The sequence below is a fragment of the Streptomyces sichuanensis genome, assembly GCF_020328095.1.
GTDB classification, from domain to species: domain Bacteria; phylum Actinomycetota; class Actinomycetes; order Streptomycetales; family Streptomycetaceae; genus Streptomyces; species Streptomyces cinnamoneus.
The window spans coordinates 1-19,256 of the sequence record NZ_JAIXMK010000091.1; the positions used below are offsets into that span (position 1 = coordinate 1).

The 19,256-nt window shown below is 71.9% G+C and carries 17 protein-coding genes, 1 tRNA gene and 1 other RNA gene; 13 read left to right on the forward strand and 6 right to left on the reverse strand.

Features of this window, described 5'->3' with window-relative positions:
- Together LE181_RS23615 and ffs are read right to left on the reverse strand one after the other, a co-directional pair.
- On the reverse strand, window positions 1-1,267 hold a 1,267-nt coding region (locus LE181_RS23615), incomplete at its 3' end, for a DNA polymerase III subunit gamma and tau (protein WP_225663500.1).
- A gap of 98 nt (window positions 1,268-1,365) precedes the next feature.
- Window positions 1,366-1,460: signal recognition particle sRNA small type (gene ffs / locus LE181_RS23620), an RNA gene on the reverse strand.
- A 121-nt stretch (window positions 1,461-1,581) separates the two neighbouring features.
- Here ffs and LE181_RS23625 point away from each other — a divergent pair.
- From LE181_RS23625 to LE181_RS23660, 8 genes are all read left to right on the forward strand, one after another.
- Window positions 1,582-1,669, forward strand: a tRNA-Ser gene (locus tag LE181_RS23625).
- Between the two features lie 636 nt (window positions 1,670-2,305).
- Entirely contained in the window at window positions 2,306-3,760 is a 1,455-nt protein-coding gene (locus tag LE181_RS23630) for an MFS transporter (RefSeq protein ID WP_225663501.1), read from the forward strand.
- Between the two features lie 78 nt (window positions 3,761-3,838).
- Window positions 3,839-4,444: a response regulator transcription factor gene (locus LE181_RS23635; RefSeq protein ID WP_225663502.1), complete on the forward strand. Its 606-nt coding sequence runs from the start codon at window positions 3,839-3,841 to the stop codon at window positions 4,442-4,444.
- 269 nt (window positions 4,445-4,713) lie between these two features.
- On the forward strand, window positions 4,714-4,962 hold the full coding sequence (gene rpmB / locus LE181_RS23640) for a 50S ribosomal protein L28 (protein WP_263869329.1): 249 nt from the start codon (window positions 4,714-4,716) through the stop codon (window positions 4,960-4,962).
- Between the two features lie 59 nt (window positions 4,963-5,021).
- Window positions 5,022-5,555 carry a hypothetical protein gene (locus LE181_RS23645; RefSeq protein WP_225663503.1) on the forward strand — a complete coding sequence of 178 codons (534 nt, stop codon included), beginning with the start codon at window positions 5,022-5,024 and terminating at the stop codon, window positions 5,553-5,555.
- Window positions 5,556-5,713: 158 nt separating this feature from the next.
- Window positions 5,714-7,159 carry an MFS transporter gene (locus LE181_RS23650; RefSeq protein ID WP_225663504.1) on the forward strand — a complete coding sequence of 482 codons (1,446 nt, stop codon included), beginning with the start codon at window positions 5,714-5,716 and terminating at the stop codon, window positions 7,157-7,159.
- A 215-nt stretch (window positions 7,160-7,374) separates the two neighbouring features.
- The gene (locus LE181_RS23655) at window positions 7,375-8,271 is read left to right on the forward strand and encodes a phosphorothioated DNA-binding restriction endonuclease (protein ID WP_225663505.1); all 897 of its coding nucleotides are present in this window, start codon (window positions 7,375-7,377) and stop codon (window positions 8,269-8,271) included.
- Between the two features lie 271 nt (window positions 8,272-8,542).
- The gene (locus LE181_RS23660) at window positions 8,543-9,610 is read left to right on the forward strand and encodes a PP2C family protein-serine/threonine phosphatase (RefSeq protein ID WP_225663526.1); all 1,068 of its coding nucleotides are present in this window, start codon (window positions 8,543-8,545) and stop codon (window positions 9,608-9,610) included.
- A gap of 26 nt (window positions 9,611-9,636) precedes the next feature.
- Here the strand turns inward: LE181_RS23660 and LE181_RS23665 are convergent, their stop codons facing one another.
- Complete coding sequence (locus tag LE181_RS23665) at window positions 9,637-10,152, reverse strand: DUF4232 domain-containing protein (protein WP_225663506.1); 516 nt, start codon at window positions 10,150-10,152, stop codon at window positions 9,637-9,639.
- A 350-nt stretch (window positions 10,153-10,502) separates the two neighbouring features.
- Between LE181_RS23665 and LE181_RS23670 the strand changes: the two genes are divergently transcribed.
- Entirely contained in the window at window positions 10,503-11,936 is a 1,434-nt protein-coding gene (locus LE181_RS23670; protein WP_225663507.1) for a helix-turn-helix domain-containing protein, read from the forward strand.
- Between the two features lie 45 nt (window positions 11,937-11,981).
- Here the strand turns inward: LE181_RS23670 and LE181_RS32275 are convergent, their stop codons facing one another.
- From LE181_RS32275 to LE181_RS23685, 3 genes are all read right to left on the reverse strand, one after another.
- Window positions 11,982-13,988, reverse strand: a complete 2,007-nt coding sequence (locus tag LE181_RS32275) for a M6 family metalloprotease domain-containing protein (RefSeq protein WP_263869327.1) — start codon at window positions 13,986-13,988, stop codon at window positions 11,982-11,984.
- Window positions 13,989-14,214: 226 nt separating this feature from the next.
- Window positions 14,215-14,910 carry a response regulator transcription factor gene (locus tag LE181_RS23680; protein WP_225663508.1) on the reverse strand — a complete coding sequence of 232 codons (696 nt, stop codon included), beginning with the start codon at window positions 14,908-14,910 and terminating at the stop codon, window positions 14,215-14,217.
- A complete protein-coding gene (locus LE181_RS23685; RefSeq protein ID WP_225663509.1) occupies window positions 14,907-16,217 on the reverse strand; it encodes a sensor histidine kinase in 1,311 nt (436 codons plus the stop codon). The genes LE181_RS23680 and LE181_RS23685 overlap by 4 nt, the downstream gene beginning before the upstream one ends.
- Window positions 16,218-16,361: 144 nt before the next feature.
- Here LE181_RS23685 and LE181_RS23690 point away from each other — a divergent pair, with 144 nt between their 5' ends.
- The 4 genes from LE181_RS23690 (at window position 16,362) to LE181_RS23705 (ending at window position 19,208) form a co-directional block, all read left to right on the forward strand.
- Complete coding sequence (locus tag LE181_RS23690; RefSeq protein WP_225663510.1) at window positions 16,362-17,246, forward strand: CPBP family intramembrane glutamic endopeptidase; 885 nt, start codon at window positions 16,362-16,364, stop codon at window positions 17,244-17,246.
- Between the two features lie 173 nt (window positions 17,247-17,419).
- Window positions 17,420-18,223, forward strand: coding sequence for a putative protein N(5)-glutamine methyltransferase (locus LE181_RS23695; protein ID WP_225663511.1), 804 nt, complete (start codon window positions 17,420-17,422; stop codon window positions 18,221-18,223).
- Window positions 18,224-18,343: 120 nt separating this feature from the next.
- Window positions 18,344-18,943: an HhH-GPD-type base excision DNA repair protein gene (locus tag LE181_RS23700; protein WP_225663512.1), complete on the forward strand. Its 600-nt coding sequence runs from the start codon at window positions 18,344-18,346 to the stop codon at window positions 18,941-18,943.
- 58 nt (window positions 18,944-19,001) lie between these two features.
- Entirely contained in the window at window positions 19,002-19,208 is a 207-nt protein-coding gene (locus tag LE181_RS23705) for a DUF5988 family protein (RefSeq protein ID WP_225663513.1), read from the forward strand.
- Window positions 19,209-19,256: the final 48 nt, after the last annotated feature.

The following is a 19,256-nucleotide window of genomic DNA, read 5'->3' on the forward strand; positions in this document are numbered from 1 at the left end:
CGGACAGCCCGGCGCCGGCCGGCGCGGCCGCGGGGGCCTGGACGTGGGCGTCGGGCCCGGGGACGTACCCCATGGCCGGGCCGGCGGCGGGGGCGGCGGCCATGAGGGCGCCGCCGCGCTCCAACCGGTCGAGGCGGGCCCGTACCGAACGTTCGTCGTCGAAGGCGGCGGGCAGCAGGACGCGGGCGCAGATGAGCTCCAGCTGCAGGCGCGGGGAGGTGGCGCCGCGCATCTCGGTGAGGCCCTCGTTGACGAGGTCGGCGGCGCGGCTGAGCTCGCCGGCGCCGAAGACGGACGCCTGGGCCTGCATGCGCTCGACGACGTCGACGGGGGCGTCGATGAGGCCCTTCTCGGCGGCGTCGGGGACGGCGGCCAGGATCACCAGATCGCGCAGCCGCTCCAGCAGGTCGGCGACGAACCGGCGCGGGTCGTTGCCGCCCTCGATGACGCGGTCGACGACCTCGAAGGCGGCCGCGCCGTCGCCCGCGGCGAAGGCGTCGACGACGGCGTCGAGCAGCGAGCCGTCGGTGTAGCCGAGGAGGGACGTGGCCATGGCATACGTCACACCGTCCTCGGCGGCACCGGCGAGGAGCTGGTCCATGACGGACATGGAGTCACGCACGGAACCGGCACCGGCCCGCACGACGAGCGGCAGGACGCCGTCCTCGACGGGGATGGCCTCGCGCTCGCACACCTCGCCCAGGTACTCGCGCAGGGTGCCCGGGGGGACGAGGCGGAACGGGTAGTGGTGGGTGCGCGACCGGATGGTGCCGATGACCTTCTCGGGCTCGGTCGTCGCGAAGATGAACTTGAGGTGCTCCGGCGGCTCCTCGACCACCTTCAGCAGGGCGTTGAAGCCCGCCGAGGTGACCATGTGGGCCTCGTCGATGATGTAGATCTTGTAGCGGCTGGAGGCGGGCCCGAAGAACGCCTTCTCCCGCAGCTCACGGGCGTCGTCCACACCACCGTGGGAGGCGGCGTCGATCTCGATGACGTCGATGGACCCGCGTCCGTTGCGCGCGAGGTCGACGCAGGACTGGCACTGCCCGCACGGCGTCGGGGTGGGGCCCTGCTCGCAGTTCAGACAGCGCGCGAGGATGCGCGCACTGGTCGTCTTTCCACAGCCGCGCGGCCCGCTGAACAGGTACGCGTGGTTGACCCGGTTGTTGCGCAGCGCCTGCTGCAACGGGGCGGTGACATGCTCCTGCCCAATGACCTCGGCGAAGGACTCGGGACGGTAGCGGCGGTAGAGCGCGAGGGACGACACACCTACGACGATATCGGGCCCCACTGACAAGTGGTCTCGCTCACAGTTCTCCCGGCCCCGGGGGCCCGGGAAACCACCGCGGAAACGGCCCCGGAAACACAAGGGCCCCCCACGCACCCGCCAGAGCCCACTTACCCTTGCTGCCTTCCGGCCCTGGGGGAGTTGGGTGAGATAGCGCCACGTGAGGGGCTTGCCCCCAGCCTAGCGGATCGCCGGGGGTGCTCGGCCACCCCTCACCCCTCTTCCTTCCCTCCCCACCCTCCCCGAGAGCACGTGTTCGCGAGCACCCCTCGGAGTCTTGTATTGTTTGCGGCGGAGGATTCGCCTAGAGGCCTAGGGCGCACGCTTGGAAAGCGTGTTGGGGGCAACCCCTCACGAGTTCGAATCTCGTATCCTCCGCCAGTGCCTCACCGGGCACGAACCGAAGGCCCCGACCGGGAAACCGGCCGGGGCCTTCGGCGTTCCGTGGTTGCAGTTTCGGTTGCAGTTCCGCCCTCGGACCTGAACCCGGGGGGGCGGAGATCCTGCGCCGGCTGCCGGAGTGGAGCCTGCTGGACGCACTCGCGCGCACGGCGTACTGGATCCAGTGGTGGCGGCCCGGACTGCTCGCGGGCTGCCTGACCGCCCACACCGCCTCCGGACGGGCAGGCGGCCGGACGGCTGCGGCCGGCCGCATGGGCAGCGGGGACCCGAGGGCGAGCACCAGGCAGGGAGCGCCGTGCCGGTCCTCCGCTCCGGCCGGTGGCCAGATAAATGGATTGCGACTTCTGCGGCCACGTGAGTAGCGTGATCAGTGTCGTGGAGCTACGTGCTCCAGTCGCACATGTCACGAGGTGATGACTTATCTCCCAGGCTGACAGCCGCTAGTCCTGAGGCTTGACCCCCTGCCCTTCCCCGGCAGCGCGCGGTCGCCTCAGCAGCGGCGTACCCATCGGCCTGGGCGTCGTCGTACCCATTTCTTCCTGTCGCCGCAGTGAGCGGGACGGGCACGCCCGGCCTGCCCTTTTCCCATTCTGCTCCCAGAACAGGAACTGCTCCGTGTCCGCCGGCACCGATCATTCCCCGCTCCTCTCCGCCTCCCCCGAGAGCCGCACATCCCGCGGCCGCACCATCACGCTCGTCGTCGTCCTGGTCGCCGAGCTGATGAACGCCCTCGACGGCTCCGTCGTCTACACGGCCTTGCCTTCCATCCAGAGCGACACCGGTGCCTCCGCCGCTGCCGTGCAGTGGATCCACGCCGCCTACGCCCTGACCTTCGCCCTCGGGCTGATCACCGGCGGCCGTCTCGGTGATCTCTACGGCCGCAAGCGGGTCTTCCTGCTCGGAACCGGTGTCTTCACCGCGGCGTCGCTGCTCTGCGGTCTCGCCGGCACCCCGGGCCTGCTGATCACCGCCCGCGTCGTCCAAGGCGGTGCCGCGGCGGTCATGATCCCGCAGGTCCTGGCGACCCTGCACGTCACCTTCGACGAGGGATCCCGGGCCAAGGCGTTCAGCCTGTACGGCACCATCATGTCGCTGGGCAGCGTCGCCGGACCGGTCCTCGGAGGCGTCGTCACCGGCGCTGATCTCTTCGGCCTCGGATGGCGCCCGATCTTCCTGATCAACCTGCCCATCGGCCTGGCGGCCGTGCTCCTCGGACTACGCCACCTCCCCGAGTCCCGGGACCGCGACGCCCGGCGTCTGGACGTCGTGGGCGTGGCGCTGTCCGGCCTGGGCCTGCTGCTGATCGCCTGGCCCCTCACTGTCGGCGGCGAACACCACTGGCCCGTCTGGACTTCGGTCATGCCGGCAGCGGGCCTGGTGATCCTGGCCGTCTTCGTGCTCCAGCAGCGGACCAGGACCGTACGGGGCGGCGCCCCGCTGGTCGTCATCGCACTGTTCAAGGACAGGGTCTTCAGCGCCGGCCTAGCCGCGCAGTTCGTCTTCGGGTTGTTGTCCGGCGTGTTCTTCCTGACCTGGACCTTGTTCATGCAGGACGGCCTCGCCCTGGCCCCCGGGCAGGCGGCCCTGGGCTTCGTGGCGGCCTCCCTCGGCGAAATGGGCGGTGCCTGGCTGGTGATGAGCCTGGCCGCCCGCCTGGGCCGCCGGGCCCCGCAGGCCGGGGCCCTGCTGGCCGCTGCCTCGCTGGGTGGCTATGCGTGGATCATCACGGACCAGGGCACCGGTCTGTCCTTGGCGCTGACCGTGGCGCCGATGCTCCTGGTAGGGCTCGGCCTCGGCATGGTCGGTGCCGCACTGGCCGACATGACGCTCAGTCGGGTGGACGGCGACCACGCCGGTTCCGCGTCAGGGGTCTTCAACACCTCGACCCAGCTCGGCATCGCTCTGGGCACGGCACTGACCACCGTGGTGTTCTTCGCCCACTCCCCGGCGGGCAGCCGGGGAACCGCGGTCACCACAGCGTTCACCGGAACGATTTGGTACGTCATCGGCGCCCTGCTGGCGATGTGGGCCCTCATGCTCCTGCTGCCCAAGCGCCGCCCCGCAAGCTGAACTCCGGACTGGACCCGGGCTGGTTGGCCGCCATGCCCTACCGGCCGACAGGTCTTTCGAAGAGGAACAACCACCGCCATGATCCGAGTGCTGATCGCCGACGGTCTGCGATTGCCGCGCGAGGCGCTGTCCGCCGTACTGTCGTCCGAACCCGGCGTGCGCGTGGTCTCGCAGGTACCGCGGGGCGATGCAGTCGTGCCGAGCGCACTGCGCACCCGCCCGGACGTCGCGCTGCTGGACGCCGACCTCCCGGGACTGGACGGGGTCACGGTCGCCGCACAGCTCAAGGCCGCCCTGCCCTGCTGCCGCGTCATCATCGTGACCGCGCCGGAGCGGGCCGACTCCCTCAGGGCTGCCCTCAGCACCGGGGTGGACGGGGTCCTGGGCAAAGGCTTGTCGGTCAAAGAGCTGGCGGAGGCGGTCCGCAAGGTGGCCCGCGGCGACCGGATCCTGGACCCGCAGCTCGTCACCGACGCCCTGCACGCCCCCGACAACCCGCTCAGCCGACGCGACATCGGCATCCTCCGCCTGGCCGCGCAGGGGCACACCCCCACAGAAATCGCCGAGGTCCTGCACCTCTCGCCGGGCACGGTCCGCAACAACCTGGCCGCGATCAACCGCAAGGTCGGAACCCGCAACCGCATCGAGACGATACGTGCGGCTTCCGCCCGGGGCTGGATCTGACGCCCACGACGGGTCTGCGGGTCGGGGCGCCATGCAACGCCGTACGGCGCCCCGACGGAAGTGCAATCTGCACGGAAAGCAATGCAGTTCGCCCTTGATTCAGGAATTGCCGCGGTAGCCACGGACACGCCTGACACCCTTGCACGAGCTGGTCAGCACGCTATCGGCAGGAAAGCCGGCGGGCACACGCGTTGGTCTGTGCACTGTGGCGCAGCCGTCGGACTCGTTCAGCGAAGCACGTGACCAGCAAAGGAACGAGCGGCGATCAAATGCGCCGCAGACCGGGAGATGCAGTGTCCAGTCGATGTGATGTATGCGGAAAGCAGCCGGGCTTCGGAAAGCGTGTGGCACGCGCCGGGCTCCGTGCCCAGGTTCGGCACGTGAAGGGGCGGTCGAGTCGCCGATTCAATCCGAACATCCAGCCGGTGCGGGCCGTCAAGGACGGCACGCCTGTCCGCATGAAGGTGTGCACCTCTTGCATCAAAAAGGGAAAGGTGCAGCGCCGCGTCTCGGCGTAGGTTTCCTGTGGCAGCGGTCCGGCGGCCTCAAGAAGATGGCCCGTATCCACCATGCGGGTATGGGCATGTGGCACCGCCGTCGCCCCGAGCGGGACGAGTTCCCTTGCCTGGACTGCGGCTTCCTGACCGCACCTCTTGATGGTCCGGACGAGTGGTACATGGTGCATGACAGCGTATGGCAATGCGCCGGTATCGTGGAGGACAGTGTCCTTTGCGTCGGTTGCCTTGAGGCCCGACTCGATCGCCGACTGCTGCACACGGATTTCACTCCCGTCGCTCTCAACGACCCGGATTATGGCCACCACAGCGAACGATTGCTCAGCCGCTTGCGGCCCAGGACCCAGGACCCAGGACTGATGGAGCACCCCCATCCTGCGCATCCTCATGAAGTCGATCGCGATCACTGCGGTCGACTTCATGCCGAGACGACAGGGCGGTCGGAAAATGAGTTTGCACGGACTGGCGCCGACCGTACTCTGGAGGACTGCGAAGCGCGTCCGCGCTTCGTCCGTGTTGTGTTTCACGAGGTGATGACTTATCTCCCAGGCCCTGTAGCCGCTCGTCTTGAGGCGCTCTTTCCGGCTGTCCGCTGAAGCGGGCTTCCGACGCATGCCTCGACGGTGGTGCACCCGATGGCCTGGGCTTCGCCATACCCTTTTCCGCTCCTGCTCGCAGCAGGCGTACGGGCATCCGTACGGGCATGCCCAGGCTTGCCCCTCTCCCCCACCATGCGAACAGGAATTGTTGTTCCGTGTCTACCGACACCCATACCTCCGGACGGCCGCGCTCCGGCGCCGGGCCGGGCCGCGCCCGCACCATCACCTTGGTCGTGGTGCTGATCGCGGAGCTGATGAACGCGCTGGACGGCTCGATCGTCTACACCGCGCTGCCGTCGATCCAGGCCGACACCGGGGCCTCCAGCGCCGCGACGCAGTGGATCCCGGCCGCGTACACCCTCACCTTCGCCCTCGCTCTGATCACCGGCGGCCGCCTGGGCGACCTCTACGGCCGTAAGCGGATCTTCCTCGTCGGCACGGGTGTATTCACCCTGGCGTCGCTGCTGTGCGGCCTCGCCACCGGCCCGGAATTGCTGATCGGCGCCCGGGCCCTTCAGGGCGCGGCTGCCGCGGCGATGGTGCCGCAGGTCCTGGCCACGATCCACGTCACCTTCGACGGGGAATCGCGGGCCAAGGCGTTCGGTCTCTACGGGATGATCATGTCGCTCGGCGGTGTCCTCGGCCCCGTCCTGGGAGCCGTCCTGACCAGTGCCGATCTCTTCGGCCTCGGCTGGCGGCCGATCTTCCTGATCAACCTGCCGGTCGGCCTCGCCACCGTCCTGCTCGGCCTCCGGTGCATTCCGGAGTCCCGCGACCAGCAGGCCCACCGTCTGGACCCGCTGGGCATGGCGCTCTCGAGTGCCGCGCTCCTGCTGATCGCCTACCCGCTCACCGTCGGCGGCGAGCGGAACTGGCCGGCCTGGAGCTTGGCCATGCCGGCCGCGGGCGCCGTCGTACTGGCTGTTTTCGTGGCCCAGCAGCGGGCGAAGACCGCCAAGGGCGGCTCGGCGCTGGTCGCGCTGTCCCTGTTCCGGGGCAAGGCGTTCGCCGGCGGGCTGGCCGCCCAGCTGGTCTTCGGACTGGTCTCCGGCGTGTTCCTCCTGACCTGGACCCTGTTCATGCAGGAGGGGCTGGGCTTTTCTCCGGCGCAGTTCGCTCCGGGGTCGATCGCCGTCTCGGTCGGCGGTATGGCCGGTGCCATGCTCGCCTCGAAGGTGGCGGCGCGCCAGGCCCGGCGCGTCCCGCAGGCGGGTGCCGTGCTCGTCGCGGTCACTCTGGTCGGCTACCACCTGCTGATCACCGCCCAGGGCACGGGTCTGCCGTTCGCGGCCGCAGTTGCCCCGATGGTCCTCTTCGGGGCCGGCTTCGGCATGATCGGCGCCGGGCTCGCCGGCCTGGCGCTCGGCCAGGTGGGACACGAGGACGCGGGGTCCGCGTCCGGGCTGTTCAACACCGCGATGCAACTCGGCACCGCCCTGGGCATCGCCGCGGCCTCCGTGGTGTTCTTCACCCACGCCCCGGCCGGCAGCCACGGCACCGCCGTCACCAGCGCCTTCACGGGCACCATCTGGTACGTCACCGGAGCCCTGGCAGTGATGTGGGCCCTGATGTTCCTGCTGCCCCGCCGGACCCGCGCCTGACATCCCGGTGCCCCCTCTGACATCGCAGAAGGGGGCACCGGGGCACAAGCGGGGCCCTTAGCCGAGTCGGTCGACTCGACGCGCCCCGCCTGTCCGCCTGGTGCCATCTGCACGATGACAAACGCGCGTTCACCTCCTCTCGGATTCACGAGGTCATGCCCCTGTAGCCGACCAGGTCGGCCGGCATGGAATCGCCCGGACTACGCTCACCGACCATGGACTGGCTCGATCGGGCGGCGAAGCTGAGGCAGTGGAGCAGGAACGGCATCCGTGCTCCGCACAAGCCGCTGCTGCTGCTCTACGCCCTCGGCCGGTTTCAGAAGGACGCCGCTGACGACCTTCGGTACGCCTCGGTGGAGGAGGACCTGCAACGGCTGCTGGACGAGTACGGTCCGCCGAACAGAACGACGCCCGCCTACCCCTTCCACCACCTGGTGAGCGACGGAGTGTGGGAGGTGCACACCGATCGCGGACCGGGCAGCCCGGGCAGCGGCGTACGGGAGCTGCGGGCGGCGGGTGCCGCGGGGCGGTTGGCCCCGGACCTGCGGGCGGCGCTGCGGCGAGAGCCCTCGCTGCTCGGCCGGATGGCGCAGGTCCTGCTCGACCTGCACTTCCCGTCCTCGCTCCACAGCGAGCTGTGCGAAGCCGTCGGCCTGCGGCTGGAACCCGTGGAGACCGAACAACTCCCGGTCGTGCGGAGGCAGCAACGGGATCGGCGGATGCGGGACCTTGTCCTGACCGCGTACGAGTACCAGTGCGCCTTCTGCGGCTACGACGGCAGGATCGGTGCGGTTCCGGTCGGGCTGGAGGCCGCGCACGTGCGGTGGTGGGCGTTCGGAGGACCGGACGACGTCGACAACGGGCTGTGCCTCTGCTCGCTGCACCACAAGCTCTTCGACAAAGGCGTCCTCGGCATCGGCGACGGTCACCGCGTCCTGGTCTCGCAGCGCTTCATCGGCCGCAGCACCGTCGCCCACGAGCAGGTCATAGCGCTCACTGGCCGCCCGCTCATCGGACCCCAACCGGGCGCCGACCCCGTCGCGGCGGCCCACCGCGCTTGGCACGCCAGCCAGGTCTTCCATGGCACCCCGCGTCCCGCCACGACACCCTGATGGCCCAATCGCCGGTCATGAGAACCGCTGATGAGCAGCCCGATACGGAGAGTGAGCCGGCCACCGAACGCGGACGGCGCCAGAGGAGTCGCGTGAAGGGGCGAACCCGCGAGTAGGGAGCAGCGGCGGTCGAAGCGCGCGAAGGTCTGCCTTGGCTCCTCCATGGCCCACCAGGGGGCTATGTCCAGTTTATATAGATATGCTATACGGTGTGATCAAGCTCGGACGGCTGCGGCTCCGTCGTCGCTATGGCCGGGGGCCGCTCACGCTGATGTCCCCGGTGGTCCTGACGGTCGTCATCGCCAGCCTGGCGTACAGCACCCCGAAGGAGATGGCCTTCAGCCGCCTCCTGCCCGCCGCGCCCGCCCTGGCCGCCGCCATGTGGCCCGTGCTCCCCACCGTCCTCCTGGGCACCGTCTGCCTCTTCCTCATGATCGGCCTCGGCATCGTGTTCCCCGGCCTGGGGACGTGGTGGACGGCCTCGGGGATCGTCGCCGTCACCGTGGCGGCCGCGTACGGAAGTCATGCCCGGCTCCAGCGGGAACGGACGCTCTTCCAGGTCCGGCTCGTCGCCGACGCGGCGCAGCAGGTGGTGCTGAGCCGGATGCCGCGCCGCTTCCGGGACGTGGAGATCGAGGCCCTTTACCTCGCCGCCGCGGCGGAGGCGCGCATCGGCGGCGACTTCTACGAGGTGGTCGAGACGCCGTACGGGGTCCGGCTGCTCATCGGGGACGTGCGGGGCAAGGGGCTGCCGGCGGTCGGTTCGGCCGCGGCGATGGTCAACTCCTTCCGGGAGGCGGCCTACGACGAGCCCGACCTGGGGAGCATCGCCCGGCGCCTGGAGGCCAGCAGCTCCCGCTACAGCGCCTCGTTTCCCCCCGAGGACCTGATGGAGACCTTCGCCACCGCCCTCATCGTCGAGATCCCGCACGAAGGCGGCCGCATCGAGGTCCTCAACTGCGGGCATCCCCCGCCGCTGCTCCTCAACCACGGGCAGCTCCGCGTCCTGGAGCCCACCGCCCCCTCGCCGCTCCTCAACCTCGCGGACCTGATCGGCGACCGCTACAGCATCGACACCTTCGACTTCGCCCCCGGCGACCAGCTGCTCCTCTACACGGACGGCGTCAGCGAGGCCCGCAACCGCGACGGCGAGTTCTTCCCGCTCGCGGCCTGGATGCAGCAGCAGGCCCCGGCGCCGCCCCGCGCACTGCTGGACGCCCTGCACCGCGACCTCCTCCACCACAACCGGGAAGGTCTGGACGACGACATCGCCGCCCTCGCCGTGCGCTGGTGCGAACCTTCGGACTCGCTCGACGCCCGGGGCGGCCGGCCCGCCTGAGTGCTTCCACAAGGCACTCCCGGCGATCACCACATCAGGGCGTCCGAGGGGTCCGCCTGCCAGTGGGTGACGGCAGCCGTGTCGTCGATCCACGTGCCCCGGGGGAGCGTGACCACAGTCGGCTCGTCGGCGCTGCCGGAGCCGTTGTCGAGGAAGACCCTGAGCGTGCGGGCCCAGCGGCCGTGGGTGCCGCTGCCGTCCGCCGCCGAGAGGCCGATGCCCGCGTAGGCGGACTCGCCCGGGGCCAGGGTGACCACCGCCTGCGGCCGGCTCTCGTCGACGACCCGGGTGACGGCCTGGTCCTCGTCGAAGCCCAGGTAGGGGTGACCGTAGGCGTGGCAGGGGGTGCGGCCGGTGTTGGTGAGGGTCAGCAGCTGGTGGTTGACCGGACGGCTGACGTTCTGGACGCTCACCTCGGTGGTGGCCGCGCTGCAGGCGGGCGTGGTCGTCTGCGCGGGCTCAGCGGCCCGGCCCGGGCCGGCGGTCACCGCCAGGACGGCGGCCGTGAGGACCGCGGAGGCGGTGAGGCTGGCGATGCGCATGGGTGTCTCCTCTTGGGGGCTACGAGGTGCATGGGACGCGGTGGGGTCCCCGTCTTGCGGAGATCGCGTCGGGTGTGGACGTCGGGTGTGTCAGATGTGGCAGAGAAGCGCCACGAACGTCCCGGTGGACATGGCGAGCACTCCCAGGGCCACGACATCGATGGCTTCGAGGCGAAGGCCGAACCTGCTCCGCACGGCAACTCCTGTCGTCTGCAGTGCCCACAGCCTGTGAGGTGGCGCGTTTCCGCGGCAAGAGATGCCCGACCTTTGGGGACGCTGGAACGGCTGCATATAGTCCGACCTGGGGGAATGCCGCGCCCTGGAACGCGGTGCCGGGACGGGGGTGCCACATGGCCGGGGGGATCGACGCGTTCGCCGCACTGCTCGGCGAACTGAAGGACCGCTCGGGGCAGAGCTACGGAGCCCTGGCCAAGCGGCTGCACTTGAGTACGTCCACGCTCCACCGGTACTGCAACGGCGCCGCCGTGCCAGGCGAGTACGCCCCCGTCGAGCGCTTCGCCCGGCTCTGCGGAGCCTCGCCGGACGAGCTCGTCGAACTGCACCGCCGGTGGATCCTCGCCGACGACGCCCGGCGGCGGAAGGTGGCGCCGGGCACCGCTTCCCCGGCAGAGGCAGCGGCGGGGGGAGAGGCAGAGACCGCAGCAGGGGCAGCAGCGGTGGCGGACGTCGCGCCCTCGCCCTCGCCCGTGGCGGACGCCGCGCCCTCGCCCCCGCCCCCGCCCCCGGTCGAGCCCGAAGCCGAGACGGCCGCGGAGCCCCCGGAGGACGTACCCGGCGCCGCCCGACAGCCCGCAGCGCAGCCCCGCGCCACCCCCCGTCGCCGGTTCCGGCTCGCCCTCGTCGCGGCCGCCGTCGTGGCCGTCGTCGTGCCCACGGCCCTCGTCGCCGGGTACGCGGCCACCGCCCCGCACCAGCAGCACGCCGCCGCGGGCCCGTCCCCGTCCGGGCCGGGCACCGGCACCGGCACCGGCACCACCCACCGTCCTCCCTCCCTGCTCCCGAACCGGGTGGACGGGTCCACCGCCCCGTCCGCCTCCCCCGGCTCTCCCGCCCCGGAAGCCGGCACGACCGGCCAACCCGCCCCCGACGAGGCCGAGCGCCCCGGCAGCACCCCTGACACCGCCCCTTCCGGGTTGCCCCTCAGCGTCGACGTACGCCCCTACGTGCTCCCCGACCGCTGTGACCAGCTGTACGTGACGGGCCGTCGGCCCGCCGAGGTGCCGGAGCCGCCGCCGGGGCAGGACGCACGCAGCTGGGCGACCGCGCTGCGGGCCGTGCCCGGCGGGCGGATGCGGATCGAGGTGGCCGTGCAGGGCAAGGGCAGTCAGGCCGTCGTCCTGCGCGCGCTGCACGTGCGCGTGGTGGGGCGGTCCGCGCCGCTCGACTGGCCGGCGTACGTCATGGGCGACGGCTGCGGCGGCGGGCTCACCCCGTCCTTCTTCGACGTCGACCTGGACCACGACCGTCCCACCGCCCGGCCCACGGCGGGCCAGCAGGGCGACATCAAGGTCCCGGCCACCGACTTCCCCTACCGGACGTCGTCGACGGACCCACAAGTACTGGACGTCCTCGCCCACACCGACGGGCACGACGTCAGCTGGTACCTCGAACTGGAGTGGAGCAGCGGCGACCGGCACGGAACGCTGCGCATCGACGACCGGGGCCAGCCGTTCCGCACCAGTGCCGTCAAGGACCGTCCGCAGTACGTGTACCGGCACCACCTCCGCGCCTGGGAGCCGCTGCCCGACGACGCGCGCCGCTGACCCAGGCCGGGCGGGCCCGGCCGGGGTCAGCGGCGCTGCTTCGCGCTACTTCGTCACCGTGCACGTCGCCTTCGCCGTCCTGTCCGGGTCGCTCTCCGAGCGGGCCGTCAGGGTGACCTTTCCGGTGCGGGCGGCGTCCCGTCCGGCGGTGACCGCCACGTCCACGGGGACGGTGGCGCCGGCCGTGGCCGTCGTGAGGCGGTTGGGCAGCCAGGCGGACCAGCCCCGGGTGTCGGCGGTGGCCGAGAGGCGGTAGACGTCGGAGGAGAGGGAGGGGGCACCGCCGGGCGCGGAACCGCCGGTGTTGGTCAGGGCGAAGGTGCACAGGGCCCGGCCGGTGGCCGGTGCGCCCTTGGCCTTGCCGCGGCCGAGGGCGAGCCCGCGGGACTGCGGACCCGCGCCGTCCAGGGACTTGACGCCGACGTCGTAGGAGAGGACTCCGGAGGCGTCGCGGCGCACGTTCAGGACGTAGAAGTGGAGCCGGTTGGCCTTGTCCTCGTACTCGTACGAGCTGCCGGAGTCGGCGCCGGCGTGGAAGAGGGCGTCGCTGAGCTGCCGGTAGTCGCCGATGGTGATCTTCTGCGGGGTGCCGTCGGGGCGGACGAAGTCGACGAGGCCGATGTCCTCGGGGTGGGCGTCGACCACCCAGGCGAACGGGGCGCGGTCCTCGTTCTTCGTCTTGCTGAGCAGCACGCCGTTGTCCGGGGTGAAGGAGTCCATGCCCATGCGGTCGACGACCTCGACGGTGTAGTTGTCGTAGCCGCCGCCGTCGCACAGGGGGTCCTTGGTGCGGTCGCAGTCCGGGGACAGGTCGCGGCCCATGGTGATGTTGACGCCGGCGAGTCCCTTCTCGCCCGGTGGCGCGGAGCGGGCGGTGATGCGGGCGACGACGAGGCCGGAGTCCTTGAGCGCGTCGCGGTCGAGCCGCAGGACGTTCTTGTCGTCGACGATGCCGAGCTTGAGCTTGTCGCGCAGCACGTGCTGGGCGCCCATGGAGCCGCCGGCCGCGGCGGGGATCCGCCAGCGGGTATGCGGGCCCCCGGGCCCGTTGAACGAGCCGCGGGAGAGCATGCCCCAGATGCCGGTGTAGGCGCGGCTCACCGGAGTGCCGTAGGGGTTGTTGTAGTTGTCGCCTATGCCCAGGATGTGGCTGAGTTCGTGGGCGAACGTGGCCATGCCGGAGCTCTCGGCCTGGGTGGACGAGCCGTTCACCGCGTTGGGCCAGATGCGGGCGGCCGCCTGCCACGACGTCCACGGCACGTAGCGGGTGCGGGCCGCGTTGCCCCCGCCGGCGATGGGTGACGGCGGCCCCCAAGCGGCCGGCACGTCCTGCGCGCTCGGGAACTTCATCTGCCCGAACTCCTGCCAGGCGGACGACTCGTCGACACCGGCGGTGAGGTAGAAGACGAAGTCGAACTTCCCGGCCTGCCCGGCCCCCACGTCGGCGATCCAGGCGCGCTTGCCGTCGGCGCGGATGTCCTTGCCGCAGCTGTCGCCGACCGGGCAGGCGCCGGGGTTCATGCCCGGCTCGATGCCGTACTGGTACGACTTCCACGGCATCCGGTACACCCCGAACGCCGTCAGGTCGACGCCCATGCGGCCGCCGGAGTCCTCCATCCAGTACTCGTTGATGGTGTGGCCGTGGTTGAGCGCGCCCGGCTTGTTGAGGAAATCGCGGTAGAAGCGGGGCAGTTGGTCGCGGGGGATGTTGGCGGCGGCGGGCAGGGGGTTGCCGAAGCGGCCGGAGCCGGGTGGCTTGCTGACGGAGAATTCCTCGTCGGGGTAGTCCAGCAGCACCAGCGCGCCCTTGAACGTGCGCTGCGTGGGCTTGACGTCGGGATCGGCCCAGTGGGTGCCGGGAACCGGTCGGTACTCGGCCCAGGTCATGTCGTCGGGGTTGCGCCAGTGCTGCGGGTCGATGGGCTGCACGAGGGGCGGCCGCGGCCGGCGGCCGGCGTCGGGTGCGGCAAGTGCGCTGCCTGCGGCGGCGAGGGCGGCCAGGACGCCGAGGAACGCGGCGACGAGGGCGCCGCGCCGCCGGACCCGGCGCAACCGGCCGCCCCTCGGGGCACGTCTGCCGCCGGAAGAGCCCGCAGAGTCACCGGGGCTGGAAAGGCTGGGGAACAAGACTCACCTCTTGTCGGAACTCTGAACGAGGACATGGCAAGCCGTTCAGTGGGACGGGAGGTGCCCACCGCGCTCAAGGTAAGCCGGAGGGAGAAGTGACGCCAGAGCGCCTGCGTGACATTCATGCGGCCGCCCCCCGCTCATCCGGGCGTCAGTGTCGGCCAGTTGGCGTGACGCCGTGCCCCTCGCCCGGGACGACGAAGCCGCACTCGTAGGCGAGGATCACCGCCTGCGTGCGGTTGCGGGCGCCCAGCTTGGCCAGCAGGTTGCTGACGTGGGTCTTGACGGTCTCCGGGCTGACCACGAGCCGGGCGGCGACGTCCGGGTTGGACAGACCGGCCGCGATCAGCCGGAGGATCTCCACCTCACGGCCGGTGAGGGCCGGTGCGCCGCGCAGCGGACGGGGCGGCGGGGCGGGCCGGGCGGCGACGAGCCTGCGGACCGCGTCCGGGAAGAGGACGCAGTCGGTCGTGGCGACCATGCGCACGGCGTCGGCGATCTGCGCCACGGGCGCCCGTTTGAGGACGAAGCCGGCGGCGCCCGCGCGCAGGGCGTCGTAGACGTACTCGTCGTTCTCGAAGGTGGTGATCACCACGACCCTGGGCGGTTCGGGGAAGGCCGTCTGCAGCCGGCGGGTGGCCTCGATGCCGTCGGTCCCGGGCATGCGCACGTCCATCAGCACGACGTCCGGGCGGAGCGCGGCGGCGAGGGCCAGCGCCCGGTCGCCGTCGGCGGCCTCGCCGATCACGGCGAGGCCCGGCCGGGCCGACAGCAGGGTCCGCAGGCCGGTGCGGGTGATCTCTTCGTCGTCCGCGATGAGTACGGTGACGGTGGTGCCGGTGGTCATGGGGAAGACCGTAGGGGGATGCGTGCGGTGAGCAGCCAGCCGGTGCCGTCGGCGGACGGGCCGGCGGAGACCTCGCCCCGCAGAAGGTGGACGCGCTCGGCGATGCCGTTGACGCCCAGCCCGTGCTCCTGCTCCTGCTCCTGTCCCAGCCCCTGTCCCCGCCCCGCGCGTCCGCGGCGGGGACGGAGGCGGTCCCTGAGGACGGCGGAGGGGGCGAGGGGGTTGGCGATGTCGATCGCGAGCCGTACGGGCGTCACCGCCACCCGCAGGTCGACCGGTGAACGGGCGCCGTGGCGCAGGGCGTTGGTCAGCCCCTCCTGGACGATCCGGTACGCCTCCCGGGACACGGTCGCCGGCACGCCCGCCAGGTCGCCCGTGACGTCCGCGCGGACGTCGGTGCCGGTTCCGCGGACCCGTTCCACCAGCGCGGGCAGGTCGGTCAGGGAGAACGGCGGCGACGTCGGCGACCGGTCCTCGCGGAGGATGCCGAGGACGTGGTCGAGGTCGTCCATGGCCGCGCGGGACGCCTCTTCCAGGCCCGTCAGGGCCCGTCGGGCGGCGGCCGGGTCGGAGTCCATCAGCTCCTTCGCCACTGCGGCCTGGATGGTGGAGGCGGTCAGGGTGTGGCCGATCGAGTCGTGCAACTCCCGGGCGAGCCGGTTGCGTTGCGCCTGCCGGCGCATCTGCGCTTCGAGGGCGGCCAGCCGTTCGGCGGGGCGATGCCCGAGCAGGGCGGGCGCCGGCAGCCGCAGGAGGGCGGCCGTGCCGGCCGCGGTGCCGCAGGCCAGGGCGAGGAGTCCGGCGGCCGCGGGCAGGGTCCACATCCCCCGTGCGCCCCCGGCCACGCCGACGGACACCAACAGCGTGATCCGCTCCCCGCCTCCGCACCACACGGCGGGCAGGGCCACGGCGGCCATCAGCAGGAACGCGGTGACGACCGTCGCCGCACTCCCCGCCAGCACGTGCAGCACCAGCCACGCCGCCGTGCGCAGGCGGTCCGCCCGACGCCCCTTCGCCGGCGCACCGGACAGCGGCAGCGGCAGCGGCAGGGCCGTACCGAGCAGGCGGTTGGCCAGGCGTACGGACGCGGACCGGGCGTGGGGCAGAGCGCCGGCGGCCGCGCAGAGGATCACCCAGACGGTCAGGAGGACGCCGGTCCGGACGGGCGCCGGCCAGCCGGGCGGCGTCGCCGCGACGACCAGGAGCGCTCCGGCGAACGGTGGGACGCCGAGGCCCGCACCGGTCAGCGCGTGGAGCCAGGCTTTGCAGGTGTCCGCGCCGGACAACGGACGTATGAGCAGGGGCACGTCCGGAGTATCGCAACGGACCCTCGCTCCGCCCTCCCCCGCGAGAGCCAGATGCGGATTCCCCCGCTGCCGGGAGGTGCCGGACGGCCCGCCGGGACGACGCTTCCGGCAGGAATCCGAGAGCGGGGAAACGGGAGGGCGTTCATGACCGACGCGTGCAGGACCGACGGGTCCGCAACGGAGGCGACGAGGAAGAAGGGGGTGGCGGCGTTCCTCGCCGTCTGCTTCGCCGGTAGCTGGGCGTACATCCTCACGGCCCGTTTCGTGTGGGGCCTGTCGCTGGTCGATCCGCTGGTGCAGCTGCCCTTCGGGGTCATGCCCGCGCTCGCCGCGGTGGTGGTGCGCCGCTGGGTGACCAAGGAGGGCTTCGCCGGTGCCGGGCTGCGGCTGCGCCTCAGGAGCGCCTGGCCGTACTACGTCGCGGCCTGGCTCGGCCCCCTGGCGCTGACCGCCGCCACACTGGGCCTGGCGGGTGCGCTGGGGCGGTGGGAGCCGGACCTTGCCGCGCTCCGGGACTTCGGCGGCGGCCTGCCGCCCTGGGCGTTCGTCCTCCTGCTGCTGGTGGTCGTTCCGCTCCTCACCCCGGTCTACGCGGGCGAGGAGTTCGGCTGGACGAGCTATCTGAGGCCCCGTCTCCTCCCCGGCCGCCCCACGGCGGCCACGGCGGCAACGAGCCTGATCTGGGCGTCGTGGCACTTCCCGCTGGCCTTCACCGGCTACATCGAATTCACCGACGTCTTCCTCGGCCTGCTCGTGTGGACGGTGAGCTTCTTCTTCCAGGAGGTGCTCCTGGTGTGGCTCTACGTGCGCAGCGGCAGCGTCTGGGTCGTCAGCCTGGCCCATGGCGGCAACAACATGGTCCTGGCCCTCCTCACCGGCGTCTTCCTGTCCGACGGCGCCGGTCTGGGCGTCACGGAGGTGACCGTCCTGACGACCGTCCCCATGGCCGCCCTGTGTGCCCTGTTGTCCCTGTTGTCCGCGCTGTCCGTGCCGGGGAAGCCAGCCTCCGGCGGCCTCCGTGCCCCTTGATCGACACCTGGGCGGCTTCGGGTAGGGTGACGCCCCTCGGCAGTTCGACGACTCAAGGAGGTGGGACCCATTACCGCTGCAGCAGGTCGGGTGCTCCCCTCCTACGTCCGCAACGCCGACCCGGCGTAGGTGGCCGCGGGAGCCCCTCTCAGGCTTCCCGAAAGGTCCGTTCCATGCCGGTCTTCTCTTCTTCCCGTCTCCGCTCCGCCCTCGTCACCCGCCTGCGCACCTCCGGCTGCGTCTTCGCCGAGGACGAGGCGCGCCTGCTCCTCTCCACCGCCCGCACCCCCGCCGAACTCGCCGTGATGGCCGACCGGCGGGTGGCCGGACTCCCCCTGGAACACGTCCTCGGCTGGGCCGAGTTCTGCGACCTGCGCATAGCCGTCGACCCCGGAGTCTTCGTCCCCCGGCGGCGCACCGAATTCCTGGCCCGTCAGGCCACCGACCTGGCCCGCCGGGTCCCCGCCGGGCGTGGCGCGGTGGTCGTCGACCTGTGCTGCGGCTCCGGCGCGGTGGGCGCAGCACTCGCCGCGGCCGTACGGGGCGTGGAGCTGCACGCCGCCGACATCGACCCCGCCGCGGTGCGCTGCGCCCGACGCAACATCACCGGTCCCGGCACGCACGTCCACGAGGGCGACCTGTACGAACCGCTGCCCGCCGGCCTGCGGGGCCGCGTCGACGTGCTCGTCGCCAACGCGCCGTACGTGCCCACCGACGCCATCGGCCTGCTGCCCCCGGAGGCGCGCGACCACGAGCCGCAGGTGGCGCTCGACGGAGGCGCCGACGGGCTCGCCGTCCAGCGGCGCGTGACGGACGCGGCCCGCCGGTGGCTGGCGCCCGGCGGCCACCTGCTGATCGAGACGAGCGAGCGGCAGGCGCCGGAGACCGCCGAGGCGTTCACCCGCAACGGGCTGACCGTGCGGGTGGCCGCCTGCGACGAGCTCGACGCCACGGTCGTCATCGGCACCATGCCCTGACCGTACGGGCCGTCCGGCCGGTCCGTGCCATCCGTTCAGCCCGGCCCGTCCCGGGCGGCCGGCCCGTCCCGGGCGGCCGGGACGCGTGCGCCGGCGGGCGGCCGGAGAGATCATCGGTCCATGGACCGTTCTCTCCGGCTCGCCCAGCAGCCCGACGCCGACGCCCTGCTGTCGCGCAGCCCCCTGGCCGCCCTGACCGGGATGCTGCTGGACCAGCAGGTCCCGATGGAGTGGGCCTTCACCGGCCCGTACACGGTCGCCACGCGCCTGGGCCGTGACGACCTCGACGCGCACGAGATCGCGGCGTACGACCCCGAGGCGTTCGTGGCGCTGTTCTCGGAGAAGCCGGCCGTGCACCGCTATCCGGGCTCGATGGCCAAGCGGGTGCAGCAGTTGTGCCAGTACCTGGTGGAGCACTACGACGGCGACGCGAGCGCGGTCTGGAGCGATGCCCCGGACGGCAGGGAGCTGCTGGAACGGCTCAACGCGCTGCCCGGGTTCGGCAAGCAGAAGGCGCAGATCTTCCTGGCGCTGCTGGGCAAGCAGTTCGGGGTGCGGCCCCCGGGCTGGCGCGAGGCGGCCGGCCCGTACGGGGAGGAGGGGTCGCACCGGTCGGTGGCCGACATCACCGGGCCCGAGTCCCTGGAACAGGTCCGCGCGTACAAGCAGAAGATGAAACAAGCGGCCAAGAAGGCGGGGGCGAAGACCGGCAAGGCGTGACGCCGCCGCGCGGCGCGTCGCCGGGCCGTGGCCGCCGGGGGCCGGAAGACTGGGCTCCATGAGCAGACCAGCCAAAGCCTTCCTGGAGGGCGGTCCGGACGATCTGCCCGAGCGCGTCGTCCCGATCACGCCGCCCGGGGTCGAGCTGAAGATTCCGTTCCGCAGCGGGTACGAGCACTTCAAGGCCACCCCGCGGCATCAGGACACAGCGGAGGGCAGCCTGCCCGTCTACGAGTGGTGGGAGCGCACCGAGATCGCGGAGTAGCGGCGGGGACCCTGTTTCGCCGGCCGGGCCCGCCCCGACGGAAGGAGC